Origin of the sequence: Pseudonocardia sp. UM4_GMWB1 (assembly GCF_017312155.1) — a bacterium.
Classification (GTDB): domain Bacteria; phylum Actinomycetota; class Actinomycetes; order Mycobacteriales; family Pseudonocardiaceae; genus Pseudonocardia; species Pseudonocardia alni.
This window is the reverse complement of sequence record NZ_QJPN01000002.1, coordinates 36,271-56,750: the sequence shown is the minus strand read 5'-3', so window position 1 is coordinate 56,750 and position 20,480 is coordinate 36,271. Positions and strand designations below refer to the sequence as shown.

Annotated in this window: 21 protein-coding genes; 13 read left to right on the top strand and 8 right to left on the bottom strand. The window is 71.5% G+C overall.

Features of this window, described 5'->3' with window-relative positions:
• Window positions 1-44: 44 nt before the first annotated feature.
• Window positions 45-1,484 carry an MFS transporter gene (locus tag DMP15_RS27980; protein ID WP_179763241.1) on the bottom strand — a complete coding sequence of 480 codons (1,440 nt, stop codon included), beginning with the start codon at window positions 1,482-1,484 and terminating at the stop codon, window positions 45-47.
• Window positions 1,485-1,618: 134 nt separating this feature from the next.
• Here DMP15_RS27980 and DMP15_RS27975 point away from each other — a divergent pair, with 134 nt between their 5' ends.
• Window positions 1,619-2,143, top strand: a complete 525-nt coding sequence (locus DMP15_RS27975) for a TetR/AcrR family transcriptional regulator (protein WP_218913774.1) — start codon at window positions 1,619-1,621, stop codon at window positions 2,141-2,143.
• Window positions 2,144-2,763: 620 nt separating this feature from the next.
• Here DMP15_RS27975 and DMP15_RS27970 read toward each other — a convergent pair.
• From DMP15_RS27970 to DMP15_RS27960, 3 genes are all read right to left on the bottom strand, one after another.
• A complete protein-coding gene (locus tag DMP15_RS27970; protein ID WP_312888992.1) occupies window positions 2,764-5,058 on the bottom strand; it encodes a heavy metal translocating P-type ATPase in 2,295 nt (764 codons plus the stop codon).
• A gap of 307 nt (window positions 5,059-5,365) precedes the next feature.
• Window positions 5,366-5,578: a heavy-metal-associated domain-containing protein gene (locus DMP15_RS27965; protein WP_179763239.1), complete on the bottom strand. Its 213-nt coding sequence runs from the start codon at window positions 5,576-5,578 to the stop codon at window positions 5,366-5,368.
• A gap of 103 nt (window positions 5,579-5,681) precedes the next feature.
• Window positions 5,682-5,966 carry a metal-sensitive transcriptional regulator gene (locus DMP15_RS27960; protein ID WP_093357462.1) on the bottom strand — a complete coding sequence of 95 codons (285 nt, stop codon included), beginning with the start codon at window positions 5,964-5,966 and terminating at the stop codon, window positions 5,682-5,684.
• A gap of 321 nt (window positions 5,967-6,287) precedes the next feature.
• Here DMP15_RS27960 and DMP15_RS27955 point away from each other — a divergent pair, with 321 nt between their 5' ends.
• Window positions 6,288-6,569 carry an NADH-quinone oxidoreductase subunit A gene (locus DMP15_RS27955; RefSeq protein WP_179763283.1) on the top strand — a complete coding sequence of 94 codons (282 nt, stop codon included), beginning with the start codon at window positions 6,288-6,290 and terminating at the stop codon, window positions 6,567-6,569.
• A gap of 365 nt (window positions 6,570-6,934) precedes the next feature.
• Here the strand turns inward: DMP15_RS27955 and DMP15_RS27950 are convergent, their stop codons facing one another.
• Together DMP15_RS27950 and DMP15_RS27945 are read right to left on the bottom strand one after the other, a co-directional pair.
• On the bottom strand, window positions 6,935-7,303 hold the full coding sequence (locus DMP15_RS27950) for a hypothetical protein (protein WP_337826740.1): 369 nt from the start codon (window positions 7,301-7,303) through the stop codon (window positions 6,935-6,937).
• A gap of 167 nt (window positions 7,304-7,470) precedes the next feature.
• Window positions 7,471-7,620: a hypothetical protein gene (locus tag DMP15_RS27945; protein WP_218913772.1), complete on the bottom strand. Its 150-nt coding sequence runs from the start codon at window positions 7,618-7,620 to the stop codon at window positions 7,471-7,473.
• A gap of 6 nt (window positions 7,621-7,626) precedes the next feature.
• Between DMP15_RS27945 and DMP15_RS27940 the strand changes: the two genes are divergently transcribed.
• The 11 genes from DMP15_RS27940 (at window position 7,627) to DMP15_RS27895 (ending at window position 17,962) form a co-directional block, all read left to right on the top strand.
• A complete protein-coding gene (locus DMP15_RS27940) occupies window positions 7,627-8,265 on the top strand; it encodes a hypothetical protein (protein ID WP_179763168.1) in 639 nt (212 codons plus the stop codon).
• Window positions 8,262-9,188 (top strand): complex I subunit 1 family protein, encoded by a 927-nt coding sequence (locus DMP15_RS27935; protein ID WP_253066751.1) that lies wholly within the window; start codon window positions 8,262-8,264, stop codon window positions 9,186-9,188. Before DMP15_RS27940 ends, DMP15_RS27935 begins: the two co-directional genes overlap by 4 nt.
• Window positions 9,189-9,749: an NADH-quinone oxidoreductase subunit J gene (locus DMP15_RS27930; protein ID WP_179763237.1), complete on the top strand. Its 561-nt coding sequence runs from the start codon at window positions 9,189-9,191 to the stop codon at window positions 9,747-9,749.
• Entirely contained in the window at window positions 9,746-10,048 is a 303-nt protein-coding gene (locus DMP15_RS27925) for an NADH-quinone oxidoreductase subunit NuoK (RefSeq protein WP_253066750.1), read from the top strand. Before DMP15_RS27930 ends, DMP15_RS27925 begins: the two co-directional genes overlap by 4 nt.
• A gap of 3 nt (window positions 10,049-10,051) precedes the next feature.
• A complete protein-coding gene (locus DMP15_RS27920) occupies window positions 10,052-11,854 on the top strand; it encodes a proton-conducting transporter transmembrane domain-containing protein (protein ID WP_253066749.1) in 1,803 nt (600 codons plus the stop codon).
• A gap of 7 nt (window positions 11,855-11,861) precedes the next feature.
• On the top strand, window positions 11,862-13,367 hold the full coding sequence (locus DMP15_RS27915) for a complex I subunit 4 family protein (protein WP_179763234.1): 1,506 nt from the start codon (window positions 11,862-11,864) through the stop codon (window positions 13,365-13,367).
• A 7-nt stretch (window positions 13,368-13,374) separates the two neighbouring features.
• Window positions 13,375-14,778 (top strand): NADH-quinone oxidoreductase subunit N, encoded by a 1,404-nt coding sequence (locus DMP15_RS27910; protein ID WP_337826739.1) that lies wholly within the window; start codon window positions 13,375-13,377, stop codon window positions 14,776-14,778.
• A gap of 34 nt (window positions 14,779-14,812) precedes the next feature.
• Complete coding sequence (locus DMP15_RS30445) at window positions 14,813-15,247, top strand: DUF6153 family protein (RefSeq protein WP_374210109.1); 435 nt, start codon at window positions 14,813-14,815, stop codon at window positions 15,245-15,247.
• Window positions 15,248-15,316: 69 nt separating this feature from the next.
• Window positions 15,317-15,955 (top strand): DUF305 domain-containing protein, encoded by a 639-nt coding sequence (locus DMP15_RS27905; protein WP_281010830.1) that lies wholly within the window; start codon window positions 15,317-15,319, stop codon window positions 15,953-15,955.
• A gap of 351 nt (window positions 15,956-16,306) precedes the next feature.
• Complete coding sequence (locus DMP15_RS27900; RefSeq protein ID WP_179763231.1) at window positions 16,307-16,834, top strand: hypothetical protein; 528 nt, start codon at window positions 16,307-16,309, stop codon at window positions 16,832-16,834.
• Between the two features lie 453 nt (window positions 16,835-17,287).
• The gene (locus DMP15_RS27895; protein WP_179763230.1) at window positions 17,288-17,962 is read left to right on the top strand and encodes a hypothetical protein; all 675 of its coding nucleotides are present in this window, start codon (window positions 17,288-17,290) and stop codon (window positions 17,960-17,962) included.
• 394 nt (window positions 17,963-18,356) lie between these two features.
• On the opposite strand, the gene istB is transcribed toward DMP15_RS27895, so the two are convergent.
• Window positions 18,357-19,193 (bottom strand): IS21-like element helper ATPase IstB, encoded by an 837-nt coding sequence (istB, locus tag DMP15_RS27890; protein WP_245350810.1) that lies wholly within the window; start codon window positions 19,191-19,193, stop codon window positions 18,357-18,359.
• Complete coding sequence (gene istA / locus DMP15_RS27885; RefSeq protein ID WP_210026967.1) at window positions 19,194-20,465, bottom strand: IS21 family transposase; 1,272 nt, start codon at window positions 20,463-20,465, stop codon at window positions 19,194-19,196.
• Between the last annotated feature and the right edge of the window lie 15 nt (window positions 20,466-20,480).

Sequence of the window (20,480 nt, the reverse complement as noted above, 5' to 3'; positions counted from 1 at the left end):
CACGCGCGATGGGCTTCCCGGAGAGAGGGCCGCCGTCCAGTCGGTCACCGCTGTCCTGGCACTGGGTTGGGGCTCCGATCCTTGATCATCACCAACGTGATCAGTAGGCCGGCCGACATGATGCCGGCCGAGACAAGGAATCCGAGTGACCAGCCTTGCGTGATTGCACTGCGGGACGGACCCGCGTCCTCGGGCGTCAGGCTCGCGGTGCGGGCGGTGCTGACGGCGGTGAGGACTGCAAGTCCGATCGCCCCGCCGACCTGCTGCCCTGCGTTGAACAAGGCCGCGGCGACGCCACTGTCCCCCGGCGTGGCAGAGCCGACGGCCGCGGTGGTGAGTGCCACGAAGGCGAGGCCGAGGCCGCATCCGGCGAGGACGAAGGCGGGCAGCAGTGTGCTCAGGTAGGTGCTGTCGGGCGCGATGCGGGACAGGCTCGCGAGCGCGGCGGTGACGAGCAGCGCCGAGGCGACGAGCAGCGATCGCGCGCCGGTGCGGGCGAGCAGCTTGCCCGCGGCGGTCGAGGCGACCGCGATGGCGGCCGTCATCGGTAGGAAGGCCAGCCCCACGGCGACCGGCCCGTAGCCGAGGGTGCCGCCCATGAACAGGCTGAGGAAGTAGAACAGTGCATAGATCGCGGCGCCGAGGATGAGCCCGACGAGGTTTCCGCCGAGCACCGTCGGGTTGCGGATCAGTCGCAGGGGAACCAGCGCGTGCGGGCGCACGGCCTGCACCCGCGCGAACGCGAGCAGAGCCAGGACCGACATGACCAGAACGAGCAGCGCCGGCACCGACGTCCAACCCGACTCGGCAGCCTGTACGAGGCCGTAGACGAGTCCGGCGAGCCCGGCGGTGGCGAGCACGCCGCCCGCGAGGTCGAACCGCTCGGTCTGCTCGGGAGGACTGTCGGGCAGGACGACCCTGGCACCGGCGACGGCGATCGCGGCGATCGGAACGTTGACCCAGAACACCCACTCCCACGACAGCGCCTCGGTCAGGACCCCGCCGAGGATCAGCCCGAGCGCGGTGCCGCTGGCGGACACTCCTCCCCACACGCCCAGTGCCAGGGTCCGGTCGCGGCCGGGCGGGAACACCGCCATCAGCAGGGAGAGGGCGGCGGGCGCCAGCACGGCCGCGGCGAGACCCTGTATCACCCGGCCGCCGAACAGCACGACGGCGGTCTCGGCCAGTCCGGCGAGCAGCGATCCGGTGCCGAACACCGCGGCACCGACGATGAACATGCGGCGGCGGCCGACGCGGTCGGCGAGCCGCCCGCCCAGCAGCAGGAAGCCTCCGAAGGCAAGCACGTACCCGGTGACCACCCAGTGCAGGGCGGTGGGGGCGAGGTCGAGGTCGTCCTGCATGTCGGTGAGCGCGACGTTGACGATCGTCGCGTCCAGCACGATGAGCAGCTGGCTTCCGGCGAGCACCGCGAGCGCGAACCAGCGCCGAGCGCTCCTACCTGATGCCGCAAGGGGCGGGGTCATCAGTCTCCTTCACGAGTTCGACTCAACGACCGTAGAGTGAACCTCCTCCGTCGGTCAACGTCTGTAGAGTGAGAGCCGTGAGTGGAGATGCGGGGCCTGCGACGAGGGCCGAGCGACGACGACGCAGCGAGACGGTGATCCGCGATGCGGCCAGGGCGTTGTTCGCCGAGCACGGCTACGAGCGCACGACCATCCGCGCGGTGGCGGATCGGGCGGGCGTGGATCCCGCGCTGGTCATGCAGAACTTCGGCAGTAAGGAGGCCTTGTTCGCCGCGGCCGCGCGGTGGAGCACGCCGGTCGACGAGCTCGTCGGCGCAACTCGTACCGAGCTGCCGCAGGCTGCGCTGGACCACGTACTCGTTGCCTTCGAGGATCCTGAGCGGCGTGCGGCGGCGGAGGCGCTGCTGCGGAGCTGCCTCACTCACCCTGCGGCGCAGGCGGTACTGCGCGATGAGGTGATGGGCGCCGCGCAGGAACGGGTTGCCTCCACGATCGGCGGGCCGGATGCTGCCCTGCGCGCGGCTCTGCTGAATGCGTGCGTGCTGGGACTGACGATCAGCCGCTACCTGGTGGGGGTTCCGGCGGTGGCGGATGCCACGGCTGCCGACCTGGAGCGCGTCCTGCGGCCCGCCCTCGAGCGGCTCGTCGAGCCGACATGAATCGTGCTGACGAAGGGACACAAGTCCATTCGATCGGCGCGGGACGCCGTCGATGAAGGCCGATCGATCGCAGCGGACACCGTGCTGATGCGCTATGCGGCGGGCTCTCGCCCACCGGGGCGTGCAGCGGGTGGTGACGGCGCTGTTCTGCTATCTGGCTGCCGGAATTGTCAGCCTCGCGCTCCTGGGCAGTCGGGGCCAGTTGACGCCCTTACATCATCACGGACGTCGATGGCCTCGGCGTGGACGGCCTCGACAGCCGGCGCAGCCTGCTCGCGCTGACCGGCCTGTTGCCGAGGTCGCCTTCGTCCTCGGTCCGCTGATCATCGGCTTTGCCGCGGGGGTGATCGCCGGCCGCCGCGATGGCGGTCGCGGGTAAGACCTCGTTGCTGGGCGCTTGGTGGCTGCACGGCGCGCCTGCGTTGCGGAGCGGCCGGGTGGAAACTCCTCGTCACCGGGTACGGCCCTGCCCGCATCAGCTCACCGGACACGTGAATCCGCACGTCTCGCCCGGTCGCGGAACGCATTTTCCAGGCCTGTGAGCGATCGGCGGCGGGCCCTCGACACGAGGAGGTGGTGCAGCCGGGCCGGCCGCACCACCTCTGTCGGGAGTGCTGTGATCAGGTAGCGCGTGCTCGGAAGCGGCGCAGTCGCAGGCTGTTGCCGACGACGAAGACGGAGCTGAACGCCATGGCCGCGCCGGCGATCATCGGGTTGAGCAGGCCGACGGCGGCCAGCGGGATGGCGGCCGTGTTGTAGGCGAAGGCCCAGAACAGGTTGGTCTTGATCGTGGTCAGTGTCCGGCGGGAGAGCCGGACCGCGTCGGCGGCGGCGCGGAGGTCGCCGCGGACCAGGGTGATGTCGGAGGCCTCGATGGCGACGTCGGTACCGGTGCCCATGGCCAGACCGAGATCGGCCCGGGCGAGTGCGGCGGCGTCGTTGACGCCGTCGCCGACCATGGCCACGACCTTGCCCTGGCTCTGCAGCCGCTCGATGACCGCCAGCTTGTCGGCCGGCATGACGTCGGCGATCACCGTGTTCGGGCCGGCCGCGATCCCGACCTCGGCGGCCACCGACTCGGCGACGGCCTGGTTGTCGCCGGTCAGTAGCACCGGCGTCAGCCCGAGGCGGCGGAACTCGGCGATCGCCTCGGCGGAGGTGTCCTTGATCGTGTCGGCGACGACGAGCACGGCGCGGGGCTGACCGTCCCAGGCGACGGCGACCGCGGTCCGTCCCTGCGCGGCCTCGGTCGCGGCGGCGTGGGCGAGTGCGCCGGACAGCGGGGTCGACCACTGCTCGAGTAGCCGGGGCCGGCCGACGAGCACGGCGTGGCCGTCGACCACGCCCTGCACGCCGAGGCCTTCGTGGTTGGTGAAGTCCTCGACGCCCGGCAGGTCCCCGGTGCGCTCGGTCGCGCCGTCGGCGATCGCCGCGGCGATGGGGTGCTCGGAGGCCTTCTCCAGAGCCCCGGCCAGCCGCAGCGCGGTGGCCTCGTCGACCCCGTCGGCGGTGTGGACTCCGGCCAGTGCCATCTTGCCGGTGGTCACAGTGCCGGTCTTGTCCAGCACGACGGTGTCCACCCGTCGGGTGGACTCCAGCACCTCCGGGCCCTTGATCAGGATGCCCATCTGGGCGCCGCGCCCGGTGCCCACCAGCAACGCGGTGGGTGTGGCCAGGCCCAGCGCGCACGGGCAGGCGATGATCAGGACGGCGACGGCGGCGGTGAACGCGGCCGTCGCGCCGACACCGGCGCCGAGCCAGAAGGCCAGCGTCACCACGGCGACGGCGATCACGATCGGCACGAACACCCCGGAGATGCGGTCGGCGAGGCGCTGCACGGCGGCCTTGCCGTTCTGGGCGTCCTCGACCAGCTTCGCCATCTGCGCGAGCTGGGTGTCGGAGCCGACCCGGGTGGCCCGCACGACCAGCCGGCCCCCGGCGTTGACGCAGGCGCCGACGACGGTGTCGCCGACGGCGACCTCGACCGGCACGGACTCGCCGGTCAGCATGGACGCGTCGACCGCGGAGCGGCCTTCGACGACCTCGCCGTCGGTGGCGATCTTCTCGCCGGGGCGGACGACGAACCGGTCACCGACCGCGAGCTCGGAGGTGGGGATGCGCTTCTCGATGGTGCGCCCGTCCTCGTCGCGCAGGACCGTGACGTCCTTCGCGCCGAGTTCGAGAAGCGCGCGCAGCGCGGCGCCGGCGCGGCGCTTGGAGCGCATCTCGAAGTAGCGCCCGGCCAGGACGAAGGTGATGACGCCGGCCACGACCTCGAGGTAGATGTTCCCGGCGCCGTCGGTCGGGGAGACCGACAAGGTGAAGGGGTGGGTCATGCCAGGGATCCCGGCGGTGCCGAAGAACAGGGCGTAGACCGACCAGGCCATCGCCGCGGTGGTCCCCATGGAGATCAGCGTGTCCATGGTGGCGGCGCCGTGGCGCAGGTTCGTCCAGGCCGCCCGGTGGAACATCGCACCCGCCCAGGCCCAGACCGGGACGGTGAGAACCAGCGACAACCACTGCCAGTTCACGAACTGCAGTGCTGGCGCCATCGCCATGGCGATGACCGGCACCGCGAGCACGGCGGAGACCACCAGCCGGTGCCGCAGGCTGCGCAGCGCCTCGTTCTCCCCGCCACCGGCATCGCCACCGGCATCGGCATCGGCGGCCGGATCGGTCGGCAGCGTGGCCGTGTAGCCGGCGGAGGCGACGGCCGCGACCAGCCGGTCGGCGTCGACCCCGGTCGGGGCCGAGACCTTGGCCTTCTCGGTGGCGTAGTTGACGGTGGCGGTGACGCCGTCGAGCTTGTTGAGCTTGCGCTCGACCCGGTTCGCGCAGGAGGCACACGTCATGCCACCGATCGCGAACTCGATCTCCTGGACGTCCTGGCCGGGCTGCGGCAGTGTCGCGGTCACTGGTGTCCCCCCTCGCTGTGCGCGGGTGAGTTGATGTCCGCGATGGCAGGAGCGCTGTAGCCGCCCGCGTGACCGGCGGCGCCGCTGGGAGCGGGCTGCAGGTGTGCGGTCGGGACATCGACAGCGGATCCGGTCGCAAAGGCTCCTGCGCCGAGCAGGACAGCGACCGCACCGTAGGCAGAAAGTCGCGCGACGGTATTCATGGGATCGTTCCCTCTTGTCGGACCCGATCCGGGTGGACGTCGGTGGCGCCGCTGGGGCAGCGCGTGCCTCGGTGACCCGTACCGGGTAGGTGGTCAGGTCGTGATCAGGAGTCGGATACGACCTGGTAGCCGGCCTCGGTGACTGCGGCGCGCACGGAGTCAGGGGAGACCTCGCCCTCGCCGGTGACGGTGACCGCGCCGGTCGGCAGATCCACGGCCACATCGGTCACGCCGACGATCTCACTGATCTCCTCGGTGACCGAGGCGATGCAGTGGCCGCAGGTCATGCCGGTGACGGTGTAGGTGGCGGTACTCATGGCTCGGATACCTCTCTCGTGACGGCCCGCGGCGCGGGCCGCGGTTGGCTTCGGCGCCCGGGGCGGTGATGCCACACCCTGCGCCGGGGCTGTGAAGGGCCGGTCAGGACCGGACCAGGCGCGCGATGGCCGCGCTGGCCTCCTCGATCTTCTCCTCGGCGACCGCCCCGCCCTCGGCGGCGGCATCGGTGACGCAGTGCTTGAGGTGCTCGTCGAGCAGGCCGAGCGCGACGGCCTCGAGTGCCTTGTTGACCGCGGAGACCTGGGTGAGGATGTCGATGCAGTACTTGTCCGACTCGATCATCTTGCTGATCCCGCGGACCTGGCCCTCGATCCGGCGCATCCGCTTGACGTGCGCTTCCTTGTTGTCGGCGTAACCGTGCTGCATCGCCTACCTCCTCGTTTCATTTGCACTGTACCCCTAGGGGGTACCCGCATCAAGGTGGTCGAGTGCCCGGCCCAGCTGTGTCGGGTTACGGTCAGCGTGGCCTCGGGCACGGCGCGGGTGGCCCCCCACCCCCTGGTCCCCACGCCGCGAGTACCGGCAACGCCAACGGGTAAGGACCACGACAGTGTGACTTGCACAGATGCTGTGCCCGGGTAGGGTACGCGCCTGTTGCCGCTGATCAGGGGGTGCGAGGTGGAGTCATTTGTGCCGCTGGCGGTCCTTGCGGGCGCAGGCGTCCTGGTCGTGTCAGTAGTCGTTGGAATGTCTCAACTGGTCTCGGTCGGGCCCGTCCTGAAGGGCCGCCTGCCACATCTGGGGGGCCTGCCGCCGGTGGAGCATGCGGTCTCGCGCTTTCACGTCCGCTGGTACGCGGTGACGATGATCTTCCTGGCCTTCGACATGGAGATGATCTTCATGTACCCGTGGGCCGTCGTCGTCGCGACGATGGGGACGGCGGCGGTCGTCGAAATGTTCCTGTTTCTCGCGATCCTGCTCGCCGGCGTCGTCTACGCGTGGCGCGAAGGGGCCCTGCGATGGACCTGACTGCCGTCCTGCTGAGGTTCGCGGCTGGGGTGCCGCACGTCCTGCTCGTTGCGGTGCCCGGTCGCCCCGGGCTGCGCATGGATACCGAACTCCTGATCAGGCGGCGTGGGTGGCCGGAGGCGACGAGCCCAGCTGAGGCCGATGTGCTGCTCGTCGCCGGGCATCCGGGACCTGAGCTGGGTGAGGTCGTCGAGAGCCTCTGGCGGGGGATCCCCGCGCCACGGGTTCGGCTCGACCTCGGCGACGACGCTACGACCGCGCACCTCGAGCGGCTGCTCGATCGGCTCCCCACACGGCTGGCGGATGTTCGACTTGCTCGCGAGGAAGCCATAGCTGCCGCTGCCGTCTCCGACGTGGCGGACGAATCACACGCCGCCCCCGCGCAGCACGGCGAGCACGGCGAGCACGGCGAGCACGGCGAGCACGGCGAGCACGGCGAGCACGGCGAGCACGGCGAGCACGGCGAGCACGGCGAGCACGGCGAGCACGGCGAGCACGGCGAGCACGGCGAGCACGGCGAGCACGGCGAGCACGGCGAGCACGGCGAGCACGGCGAGCACGGCGAGCACGGGCCGGAGCACGGCGAGCACGGCGAGCACGGCGAGCACGGCGAGCACGGCGAGCACGGCGAGCACGGCGAGCACGGCGAGCACGGCGAGCACGGCGAGCACGGCGAGCACGGCGAGCACGGCGAGCACGGCGAGCACGGCGAGCACGGCGAGCACGGCGAGCACGGGCGAGCACGGCGAGCACGGCGAGCACGGCGAGCACGGCGAGCACGGCGAGCACGGGGGGGGGGGGGGAGCACGGCGAGCACGGCGAGCACGGCGAGCACGGCGAGCACGGCGAGCACGGCGAGGATACGCACGCAGCTGGTCACGAAGCCCACCTCAACGAGCACTCAGGCCATGCCGGCGACGGTGAGCCGCCCGACCAGGGCGGGGATACCGCTCATGGCCGGCACGAGCACCACGAACGCGATCACGCCGAGCACGCGGACAGCGGCTCCGGCCACGAGGACGACTCGGGCCACGCCGGCGACCACCAGCATCACCACATGGACATGCCGCTGCCCGGGGGCCTGGCCATGGCCGACGTCGCGGAGGATCGGGACGGTCTGGCACTCGACGTGCTCCATCTGCCGCTCGGTCCGGTGCTCCCGGACTGGCCGGCCGGCCTGGTCATCGACGTCGAGTTGCAGGGCGACGTGATCTCCTCGGCCGAGGCCCGCGTCCTCGACGTCGCCGAGCTGCGACCCTCGGCGCCGGTCGCTGCGGCGGTACGTGACCTCGATGTGGTCGCCCGCGTCCTCGCCGTCGCCGGTTGGCCGGGCCCGGCCGCCCGGGCACGCGACCTCCGTGACCGTGCCCGGGCCGGTGAACCGGCCGACGGCCTCTCTGGGCTGCTGCGCCTGGTCCGGCGGTCCCGCGTACTGCGGCTGATGCTGCGCAGGGTGGAGTTCGGTGACGGCGTGGACGTGGCCGAGCTGCTCGAGCGTCGCCTCGCCCGGATCGAGGCGCACGCCGCGGGGCGGACGGTCGGGGAGCCGGAGCGTCCGGTCCTCGCCGAGCTCGGCGGGCGTCTCGCGGGAGCGGAGTTCACCGCCGCCCGGCTGCTGGTCGCGGCACTCGATCCCGACGTCGACGGCGCAGCGACCCCCGCCGGCCTCCGCGACCGGGAGCCGGGCGAACGATGAGTGCCACGACCCTGCTGCTCCCGGCCCTGATGATCGCCGCCGTCTGGTTCCTCGCCGCACTCGACGGCGCCCTGGCGGGCCGGGCCGCCGGGCGACCCGTCGGGCCCGCCGCGGCCGCCGTCGAACCGGTCCGCGCCACGGTGCGGCTGCTGGTCGGCCAGCGGCGCAGCACGCTCGCCGCCGATGGTCTGCTGCGGTGGGCAGGGATCGTGTCGTTGATCGTCGCCGCGGTGCTGGCGGCAGCGGTCGTCCCGCTCGGTGAACGTCCGCTGGTCGACCTGTCGGTCGGCGTCGTGTGGTTCAACGCGATGGAGGTCGTCGCGTGGGCGGCGGTGTGGCTGGTCGGGTGGGGGCCCAACGGGGCGTTGTCGCTGGTCGGCGGGTACCGGTTCGTCGCCCAGGGCCTGTCCTACGAGCTCCCGCACATGTTCGCGATCATCACCGCAGCCCTGGCCGCGGGCAGCCTGCGGATCACCGACATCGTCGACGCCCAGGCCGGCCTGTGGTTCGTCGTCCTGATGCCGGCGGCGTTCGTCGCCTATCTGCTCAGCGCGGCCGCGATGGCGTTCTGGGGGCCGTTCGATGCCCCGGTCGCCCGCGACACCGCGGGGGGCGCGGGCTCGGAGCTCGCGGGTGTGGACCGGCTGCTGTTCGCCGGGGGGCGCCGGCTGCTGCTCGTGGCCGCGGCGGCGATGGCGGTCCCGCTGTTCCTCGGCGGCGGTCACGGGCCGTGGCTACCTGCGTGGGCGTGGGTGCTACTCAAGACCGCCGCGGTGCTGGTCGTGCTGGTCTGGCTGCGCCACCGGCTCCCGACGATCCGGATGGACCGCTGGGCCGAGATCTCCTGGATCGTGCTCGTACCGCTGACGATCGTGCAGGCGCTCGTGGTCGCACTTGTCGTGCTGGCCAGGGGAGGGATGTAGATGGTTCTCGCCGTGTTCTGCGTGCTGAGCCTCCTGGCGATCTCCTCCGGTGTGCTGGTGTTCGTCGTCGACTCGATGGCGCGCGCAACGTTCTGCCTGCTGGTGTCGTTCCTCGCGGTCGCCGCGATGGTGCTGATGACCGGGCTGGCCTACCTCGGTGTCGTCATCATCCTGATGATGATCATCGAGATGGTGATCATGGCCGTGTTCATGGTCATGTTCATGATGAACCCGGCCGGGCTGATGCCGATGTCGATGTTTCACAACACCCGCGGCGCGGCCGTCATCTCGGGCCTGGTGTTCACCGGACTGGCCGCGGGGATCCTCGTCGTGGACTGGCCGCAGCGCCGTGGTGTGCCTGCGCCGGATCCGACCGTCGCGCTGGGCGAGGCCCTGATGGGCGGCCACATGCTGACCATGATGACCCTCGGCGTGACGCTGTTCGCCACCATCGTGGCCACCGTGGTCCTGTCCACCGGGCGTGGCCGCTACGACCGGCTCGGCGACGACCTCGACGCCGAGCGAGCCGATGACCCGGCCGGTGGGGGTGTCGGTCGATGATCCTCGAGGCGTTCCTGCTCGTGGCCGCCGCACTGTTGTGTATCGGGCTGTTCGGCGCACTGACCCAGCAGTCGATCGTGATGCTGATGATGGGCCTGGAGCTGATGATCAACGGGATCATCCTGGCCGCGGCCGCGTTCTGGTACTTCCTCGCCCCGGCCTCCGACGGCCAGGTGATCGTGGTGGCGGTGGTGACCGCGATGGCGATCGAGATGGCGATGGGGTTCGCCGTGGTCACCGCCATCTACCGTGCCCAGCGGATCGACATGACCGACTCGGCCACCGAGCTGGAGGGCTGAGCGGTGCTGCTCGCGGTGCTCATCGGCCTCCCGGCTGTCGCCGGCGCGGTGCTGCTGCTGGCCCACCCGGCCCGCGGCGCGACCGCGGCCGGTGTCGCCACGGCGGCGGCCACCCTGGCGCTCGCCGTGGCCGCCGCGGCGACGCGGCCTGCGTCCGAGGTGTCGTTGCTGGCCGGTATTCGGGCCGGGTTTGCCGTCGACGGGCTCTCGGCGGTACTGGTCGTCCTGGTCGCCGCGGTGCTGCTGGCCGCGCTGGTCGTCGCTGCTGCCGAGCCGGGCCTGCGGACCGGCCGGTTCCACGGCCTGATGCTGGTCTTCGCGGCCGCGATGCTGGTCACCGTCACCGCCACGACATTGCCGGCGCTGCTGATGGCCTGGGAGGTGATGGGCGCGACGAGCTGGGCGCTGATCGGCTACCGGCTCGACGACCGGGTGGCCGCCCGCGCCGGCACGGTCGCGTTCCTGACCACACGGGCCGCCGACCTGGGCCTCTACGTCGCGGCCGGGGCGATGCTCGCCGGCGGCGCGGGCGCGATGGCGCTGACGGATCTGGCCGGTCTCGACGGCGTCTGGGGCGACGTCGCGGTCGCCGGTGTCGTCGTCGCCGCGCTGGGGAAATCCGCGCAGCTGCCGTTCAGTTTCTGGCTGTCCGGGGCGATGCACGGACCCAGCCCGACCTCGGCGCTGCTGCACTCCGCGACGATGGTCGCGGCCGGTGGCTACCTGCTGCTGCGGATCGCCCCATCCCTGGAAGCCGCCGGCTGGGCGGCCCCGCTCGTGGCGTGGATCGGGGTGGCGACCGCGCTGCTGCTCGGCCTGGTCGCCGCGGTCCAGGACGATCTCAAGCAGCTGCTCGCCGCCTCCACCTGCTCACAGATCGGGTTCATCGTGCTCGCGGCCGGGACGGCCGGTGTGTCGGCCGGGGCGCTGCAGACCGTGGCGCACGCCGCGGCGAAGAGCCTGTTGTTCCTGGTCGCCGGCCTGTGGCTGGCCACACTCGGCACCCGCAGCCTGACCGGCGGTCTGCGCGGGGCCGCGCGGCGGCACCCCGTGGTCGGGGCCGCATTCACCGTCGGTGCGCTCACGCTGGCCGGGCTGCCGCCGTTCGGGCTCTGGGTCGGCAAGGACGCCGTGCTGGCCGCCGCCCTGGGCTCCTCGCCCGCGCTGTACCTGGTCGGACTGGTCGCCGGGTGGACCGCGGCGTTCTACAGCGGACGCGCACTGTGGTTCGCCTGGCAACCCGCCGACCGCCCGGCCACCGGTGCTGCTCCGGTCCGGATACCGCTCCCGGCGGTGACCACGACTGTCGTGCTCGCCCTCGCCGCCGCGGGGGCCGGAATCCTGGCACTGGGCCCTGTGCGGCCGGACCCGGCTCCGCAGGTCTGGGAGCTCGTGCTTTCCGGCGTCCTGGCCGGTGCCGGCGTGCTGCTGGTGTGGCGGTTCGCCGAGCGCGTCCCGACGCCAGGCCTGCTGGACCGGTGGCTCGGCCTCGAGGCGTTCGCGCTCCGCTACGTCGTCGGCCCGGTCGTGACCTTGGGAGCAGCTCTGGCCGTGGTCGACGACCGCGTGCTCGCCCGTGTCCCGGCGGGCGCGGCGAGTGCCACCTCGCGGCTGGCCGCGGTCGTGGCCGGGCACGGTGAGCGCGGCGTCGACCGGGCCGTAGCCGGGCTAGCCGACGGCGCCCGCGCGCTGGGCCGAGCCGCCCGTCGTCCGCAGACCGGGCAGATCCACCAGTACTACGCGCAGGCCTCGGTCGGGTTCGCCCTGCTCGCGGCGCTGGCCGTCCTCGTGATCGTCGTGAGGTGACCCCGGAATGCTCTCGCTGATCGTCTTCCTGCCCGCGCTGGTCGCGGTCGCGCTGTGCGCGGTTCCGGCGCGGGCGGGCACGACGGTGTTCGCCAGTGCGTGGCTCGCGGCGGGGCTCGCGCAGCTCGGGCTGATCGCCGTGGTCTGGGCGGGCCTGCCCGCGTCGGGGTACGGCTTCGTCGAGCGCTACGCGTGGATCCCCAGCGCCGGGATCTCCTACCACGTCGGCGTGGACGGGCTGTCGCTGCCGCTGCTGGCGCTGACCGCGGTGCTGTTCACCGCGACCGCGGTCTACACGCTGCGCGGCATCGCCCGCCCGAAGGGCTTCGTGCTCCTGTTCCTGGCGTTGCAGGCGGTCAGCGCGGGCCTGTTCGTCGCGCTCGACCTGATCCTGTTCTTCCTGTTCTTCGACCTGTCGATCGTGTTCATGTACTTCGTGATCGCCGGGTGGGGCACCGGCGCGCCGGCGCGGCGGGCGGCGCTGACGTTCTTCCTCTACACCTTCCTGGGCTCACTCGCGCTGCTGCTCGGGTTCATCCTGCTCGCCCTGGCCGGACCGCAGGTCACCTTCGACATCCCGACCCTGGCAGCGCAGAACCCCCTCGCCGGCGGCGGCGGGTACGCCGGGCTGACCCTGCTGGTGATCGGGATCGGGCTGGCGGTCAAGACCCCGCTGTTCCCGTTCCACACCTGGCTGCCGCCCGCGCACACCGAGGCGCCCGCGGCCGGGTCGGCGATCCTGGCCGCGATCCTGCTCAAGATGGGCACCTACGGCTTCGTCCGGATCGCGATGCCGCTGCTGCCCGCGAGCTGGCGCCAGTTCGCGCTGGTCGCCGTCGTGGCCGGGGTGGTCTCGGTGCTCTGGGGTGCCCTGGTCGCGCTCGCCCAGACCGACCTCAAACGCATGATCGCCTACACCTCGGTCAACCACATGGGCTACGTCCTGCTCGGCCTCGGCGCAGCCGGCCTGATCACCGCCGACGACGAGCAGGCCCGCCAGCTCGCCACCTCGGGCGCGACCTACCAGATGGTCAGCCACGGCCTGATCACCGCGGCGCTGTTCCTGCTCGCCGGGTCGCTGCACGAGCGCGGCCACACCTACGAGATGAGCGCCTACGGTGGGCTCGCGACCCGCACACCGCGCTTCGCCGGGCTGTTCGCCGTCGCCGCGTTCGCCTCACTCGGCCTTCCCGGGTTCTCCGGGTTCATCGCCGAGTTCCAGATCTTCGCCGGAGCGCTGGGCGCCGTCCCGGTCGCGACCGTCGTCGCGGTGACCGGTGTCCTGCTCACCGCCGCGTTGTTCCTGGTCGCCATGGGGCGGATGCTCTCCGGCGATGTCCGCGTCCCGGACGCCCCCGGCACCCCGCGCCCGTTCCCCGACCTCGACGCCCGGGAGCTGCTGGCCATCGGCGCGCTACTGGTCCTGGCGACCGTGCTCGGGCTGCTGCCGCGGGTCCTGCTCGACGTGATCGAACCCGCCGCCCGCACCCTGGGCGACCTGGTGACGCGGTGATTCGGCCGTGACAGTCCACAGTGACCCGTCCGCTCTGATCCCGGAGATCGCGTTGCTGTTCGGCGCGGTCGCCGGGCTGCTGCTCGGTGCCTGGACCCCACGCCGACGCCAGTGGACGATCCGGGTACTGGCCGCACTGGCCTGCACCGTCGGCCTGGCCGCGACCGCCGTCGCCGCGACCCGACCGGTCGACGTGGTGTTCGGGACCTACGTCCTCGACACCGCGACCCACGCCACCCGGGCGATCGTGCTCGTCGCGACGCTGCTGCTGCTCGCCCTGTGCGGCGACACCGTGGCCGGGCACCGCCGCGAGACCGAGTTCGTCGTCCTCGTGCAGCTCGGGGCGCTGGGTTCGATCCTGCTCGGCGGCGCCGCCGATCTGATTTTGCTGTTCGCTGCGTTCCTGCTCGCCAGCGTCCCGCTCTACGCCCTGGCCGGCTGGGCCAAGCAGGGCACCGCACCCGAAGCGGCGCTCAAGTACTACCTCGCCGGCGCGCTCGCCGGGGTCACCACCGTGGCCGGGGTGACCCTGCTGTTCGGCACAGCGGGAGCAACCGGCTACGACGCGGTTGCCGACGGGATCGCCTCCGGACCGGGCGGCGCCGCTGCGGTCGGACTGATCGCCGTGCTGGTCGGGCTGGCGTTCAAGGCTGGAGCGGTTCCCGCCCACTTCTGGGTGCCTGACGTCGCCGACGGCACACCGCCGGCGGTCGCCGCTGTGATCACCACGCTGCCGAAGATCGGCGCCCTGGTCGCCACCTACCGGCTGCTCGACACCGCGGTCCCGGCCGACGTCGTCGACTGGCCTCTGATCATCGCGATCCTGGCTGCGGTGAGCATGACACTCGGCAACCTCGCCGCGTTCGCCCAGACCTCGGTGCTGCGGCTGCTCGGCTACTCGACCATCTCGCAGGTCGGCTACATGCTCATGGCCCTCGCCGTCGCCGGACGCGCCCCGCTGGCGCAGCCGGCGCTGCTGTTCTACCTGGCCGCTTACGCCATCACCAACATCGCCGCGTTCGCCGTCGTCGCCGCCACCGGGCAGCGCACCCTCGCCGGCCACCGGGGACTGTTCCGCCGGGACCCGCCACTCGCGATCGCGCTGGTGGTCGCGCTGCTGGGGTTGGTCGGGACTCCGCCGACCGCGGTGTTCCTCGGCAAGCTCGTCGTGTTCACCGCGACCGTGGACGGGGGGCTGGTCTGGTTGGTCGCGCTCGCCGTGGTCAACACCGTCGCGTCGCTGTTCTACTACCTGCGCTGGATCGCGCCCGCCTTCGGCGAACCGGGCCCCGACCACGAGCGGCCGGTGACCCGGGCTCGTGGCTGGGCGCGTGGGACCGCGCTCGGTGCCGCCGCGCTGTCGCTGCTGCTCGGCCTCGGCGGTGGGGTGGTGTTGAACACCGTTGTGTGAGCCCCCGAAGTCGACATGCTTCACCGTCGGTACCGTGGCCGGGGTGAGTAATCAACGGGTTGAGCTGCGGTTGCTGCTCATCGTGCCCGTGTTGCTCGCGCTGCTGGGCATGCACGCGTTCGTGGCCGCCCCGCCGGGCGAGACCGGGCACGCCGCGACCACGGCCGCCGTCCCGTCGGATGGTGCTGCCGGGATCCCTGCGATCTCCGACCTGACGTTACCCGGCCACGACCCGGCTGACGTGCCCGGCGACCATGGCGCCCGGTCGGATCCGGAGCACGCCTTGCACTTGTGCCTGGCCATCCTGACCTCCCTCGGTGTGCTCCTTCTCGCTGCCGGGCTCCGCCTCGGTGGCCCCATGCTCGGTTCGCTGGTCGCACCCGTCCGGAGCTCACTTCGACGGTGGTCTGTTGCCAGACCGCCACCTATGTCTCGTCGTCTTGCCCAGCTGTGCGTGATGCGGAGCTGATCGGCCCCCAGCGCGGAAGAGCGCTGGATTCCACCAGCTCACGACCGGTCACATGCAAGGGAGTCCACCATGAAGATCAAGAAGATGGCGCTCGCCACGACGGCGGTCACCGCGGCCCTCGCCCTGTCCGCGTGCGGCGGTGGGGAGGCCACCGGCTCGGCCGGCCAGGCACCGCCCGCGCCGACCTCGTCCGCGGCGGGCCAGCAGGTTTCCGCCGATCACAACGAGGCCGACATCGCTTTCGCCCAGGGCATGATCCCGCACCACCGGCAGGCGGTCGACATGGCCAATCTGGCGGCCGACCGTGCCGAGAGCGACCAGGTCAAGCAGCTCGCCACCGCGATCCAGCAGGCGCAGGGTCCCGAGATCCAGCAGCTGCAGGGCTTCCTCGCCGCATGGGGCGCGCCCGAGTCCGGCGGCATGCCGAACATGAGCCAGGAACACAACATGCCCGGGATGGAGCAGAACGGCATGTCCGGGATGTCGGGCATGATGAGTGATCAGCAGATGCAGCAGCTCGAGCAGGCATCCGGTGTCGAGTTCGACCGGATGTGGCTGCAGATGATGATCGCTCACCACGAGGGTGCCGTGCAGATGGCGCAGACGGAGCTGCGCGACGGGCGCAACCCGGAGGCGAAGGCGCTCGCCCAGACGATCATCGATGCCCAGCAGACCGAGATCACTCAGATGCAGGAGATGCTCGGCTAACAGCGCGACTCGGCGGCGGTGCGTCCGTCATCGGCGACGGCCGCCCACCGCCCGACCCATGCGCACGTGCGACGGCGTGATGGGGCCGGTGTGGCTCGGTGCGTCGCCGTACGTTCTGTGGTGCCCACTGGGGCCGCTCAGCGGCGCGGGCCCTCGTCCCGCGCCGTAGCCGGGAACGGCACGGCCGGAACACCACCTCAGGTTGTTCGCGTCGACTTCCCGGCACGGTCTCTCAGCGTTGTCACAGGGCCCAGAGGGAGAGTGGTGGGCATGGCAGCGGTCGCGCAGTCCCGAACGAGGACCGCGTGCGTCGGCGGCGTACCGCAGTCGCGAGGCGCCATGACCTGTGGTGTGATCGCCACGGTCGGGGCGGCACTGGTGGTTGATGTGCTCGCCGGCGAACACCCGATCCACACCCTTGCCCTCGTGGTACTGGTCGGGGCCGTCACCGGGCTGCGCCGGTGGATCGCGCCGCGATTCCGCGGTCTGTTGAGCCTTCTCAACGCGACCATCGTCGCCCAGCCCGCCCTGCATCTCGCGGGCAAGTGGCTGGGGCGCTCGGCTGAAGGATCTGGGCTTGAGTGGCCGGCACCGGCTGGTGTCTGGCACGGCCTCGTTCCGGATGGGGTGACCGGAACCCAGCTCGCCGCCACTGTGCTGATCGTCGCGATGGTCCTGATCTGCGGCGCTGCCGCGGACCTGGTGGTCGGCTACTTGCGAGCGCGATTTCCCCGCCTGGCCCAGCGCAGCCGATCGGTGCGACGCCCCGGCGTGCGCCTGCCCCGGGTGCGCCGACACGGATCGATGCTGCGTTGGTGCGGTTGGAGGTTGCAGTCAGCTCGTCGGGGGCCCCCGGGCGCTGGGGCTCCCGGCTGCTGAGTGCTCTCGCGACGCTCGGTCGCCGCCCGGGGCTCAGTGGCCGGACGGGCTCTGCACCGACTGCGCCTTCGACACCCTCTGAGCAGCGACCACGCGGGAACCGGGTAACGCCGCTCAGAACCGCGGCTACCGGCCGGAATCATCCTTCGCCAGAGTCGAACGGGTCGCGACCCGCACCCCGCAGCCGAGGCTGAGGCACACCTCGACGCCATCGCTGACTGCCTCGCCCCAGCCCATCGCACACGTCGCTGTCGTCCGACCGACTCGCAAATGGCTAGGCCGGACAGCCACGACCCCACCTGAGATCACGGGCCACGTCGCAACGGTCGCCGGTATCGGCAGCCACGAGGCCGTCGCGGATCACCGCCTGCCTCTCAACCTTCGCCCGCTGCTGCCCCATCCTCCTCGGATCCGGCGGCCGCTCGCGGGTATCGACAACATGGAGCAGCATTCATGCACGACGACTCTGACCGCTTCCGCTGGATACGAGACACCGTGCTCTCGGTCCTGCGGAGCGATTCACTGCTGAACGGACAAGGTCGCCGGCAGGTTCTCAGCCGGGCAGGTCGCACATCGACGCCCCAGACGACGTCACTGCTGGTGACCTGGACCGGTGCTCCCGGCTTCAGTCCCGACATGCTTCTCGACCGGTTCCTCCTCAGCCTCCACGACACCGGCATGCCAACCGGCTCCCTCGGGTCCCGACATGTCCTCGACCACGCCACCGCCGTCCTCCGCGGCGCGGCGCTCACCGCGGACAACGGCATCACCTTCTCCGTGGTTCGCACGGGCCGCTGGCTGGAGCAGTCCGCCGTCGTCGAGCACGGCCTCGAGCTCGTCGCGTTCGACGCTCGAGTGCCGCGCGCGGAACTCGACGGCCGGCTGCCAGCCGAGAGAGGCGTCCCTGCCACGCCAGGCTCGACTGCCAGTACTGGAACCGAGCCGGCCCATCTCCGCTCGGCTGACCAGTCCGCACCGGTCAGGGACGAGGTCACGCCACGCGAGCCCGTTGCGCCGTCGGTGTCGAGCAGCACAACTGGACGAGCTGGGTCTGAGCATCGCGCGGCGCGGCTGCTGCGGCGGCGTATCGGCTCTACCAACGCACACGATCCGCGAGGTACATCGTGACCGGAACACAGCGACTCCCGGCCCTGTGCGGAGACGCGCTCGGCCGATGGCGACGGGCTACGGCACGCACCCAGCAGCAACGATCGCGACTCCAGGTTCGCAGGCGCGCAGACGGCCGCATCGTGCGGCCCGTCCGATTCCGCGGCGACACGTACTACCAGGTTCTGCGCGGAGCCGACAAGTCTGGAGCCAACGGGTCTCGGCAATACCCGTGATCGGACCACCGCACCCCTTGTCCGGCGGAGGATCGGGCTTCGACCCGCGCCGCGGGCACAGCATCAGCGACACCACGCCTGTTCAATACCCTGAGGGGGTATGACACTTTTGTCAACGGCGGGTTAGAAGTGACCCCCTGGCGACGGTTTGGGATTGACCCCTGTGTGCCCGGTTCGTGCTAGTTGTCGCGGTCTTTGGCGAGGAGTTCGCGGCGGGCGCGTGTGCGGTAGGAGTCGCCGGAGAGGGTGAGGACCTCGGCGTGGTGGACGAGGCGGTCGATCATCGCGGCGGCGACGATCTCGTCGCCGAAGACCTCGCCCCAGCGTCCGAAGGGCAGGTTGCTGGTGACCATGACCGAGCCCTGTTCGTAGCGAGAGGCGATGAGCTGGAAGAACAGGTTCGCCGCGTCGTGGTCGAAGGGGATGTAGCCGACCTCGTCGATGATGATCAGCTTGTAGCGGCGGATCTTGCGTAGCTCGGCCTCCAGCTGCCCGGCCTGGTGCGCGGCAGCGAGGCGGGTGATCCAGTTGCCGGCGGTGTTGAAGAGCACCGAGTGCCCGGACTGGGTGGCTTTGACCCCGATCCCGATCGCGAGGTGGGTCTTCCCGATCCCGGGCGGTCCGAGCAGGATCACGTTCTCGGCCTTGGCCACGAACGTGCCGGTCGCCAGATGGGCGAGCAGGTCTCGGCGCAGAGAGGGCAGATGGTCGAGGTTGAACTCCTCCAGCGTTTTCACGGCCGGGAAGTGGGCGGTGCGGATGCGCATGGTGGTGCCGGCGGACTCACGGTCGGCGACCTGGCGCTCCAGGACCGCGGTCAGGTACTCCTCGTGCGACCAGTTCAGGTCGCGGGCCTGGGCGGCGAGGTCGTCCCAGACGCGGGCGATCGTGGGCGTCTTCAACACGCGAGTCAGGTAGGCCAGCTTCGAGCCGAGCTCGGTGCTCACGCCACCGGTCTTCGTGGCTTCCGTGGCTGCTGTCGTGCTGGTCGTCGCGGTCGTCTTCGGGGTGGTCATCTACTGCCCTTCAGCGGTGGCGGTCGGGTCGGGTGCGGGGTCGAAGTTCACGCCGTAGAGCGCGTCGTAATCCGGCAGCGCGCGCAGGGCCACGACGTGCCCATCGGTGTGGGAGCGCGTGTCATGGCGGGCGCGGTCACGGGCGGCGGTGAACGCAGTGCGCAGGGCGCGGGCGGTGGCCCGGTGCTCGGGATCGGTCACCGTGGCGCCGCTGGCCCAGACCCGCTCGTGGGTGGCCGCGATCTGCCCGGCGCAGGTGACCGCGACCAGGGCGGGAGTGGCGATCCAGTCGACGAACCGGCCGATCGCGGCCGGGTTGACCGAGTAGTCGTTGCCGTCGACGCGCACGTAGTAGTCACGCGCCAGCCGAACCCGCCCGGTCAGCCCGACCTGCGGCGCCACCGGCGGCAGGGCGACCATCGCGGCCCGGTCGATCGGCCACCGCGTGGCGGGGGTGGTCCCAATCGAGCGCAGGTGCCGGGCGCCCGCCACCTCGGTCAACCAAGTCTCGATCTGGGCGTTGAAGTCGAACGGCGAGACGAAGCTGCGTCCGGGCAGAAAGGAGGTCTCGAAGTAGCCGTTGCGCCGCTCCACCAGTCCCTTCGACTCCGGGTCCCGTGCCGGGGTGAGCTTGATCCGCACCCCGAGCGTCCCGGCGAACGCAGCTGCCTCGACGCCGGGTCGCCCGGTGCCGCCGATCGCGGCCTCGCGGTCCCAGACCAGCGTGCGGGGACAGCGGCCCCACCCTGCGATGATCTCCCACATCCCGGCCAGGATGTCGCCGGCCTTGCGGGACGGGATCATCACAGCGTCCGTCACCCGGGAGAAGCCGCAGGTCATCGCCAACACCGGCAGGACCCGCGCCCCGCTGGCACCGACCGGGATCGGGACCGGCGGGAACCACAGGTCGCACTGCGCGAGCTCACCGGGGGCGTACTCGATCCGGTCCGCCGGGTCGGGAGGGGCGAACAACGGCCGCAGCTCACGCACCCGGTCCTTGAGGATGGTCAACGAGTGTGTCCAGCCGATCCGCTCGGCGATCACCGTCGCCGGCATCCTCGGATACTCGGCCAGCAGGGCCCGGACCTGCGGCTCCACCTTGTCCACCAACGACCCGCGCGGTCCACGCTCCCGCGAGGGCGGCGCGTCGGCCCGCAACGCCGCCCGCACCGTATTTCGCGCCAGTCCCAGCCGGCGGACGATCTCCTTGATCGGCACGCCCTCGGCGCGGTGCAGACGACGGACCTCAGCCCACTCTTCCAACGTGATCACCCCTCCAGCCTCGAT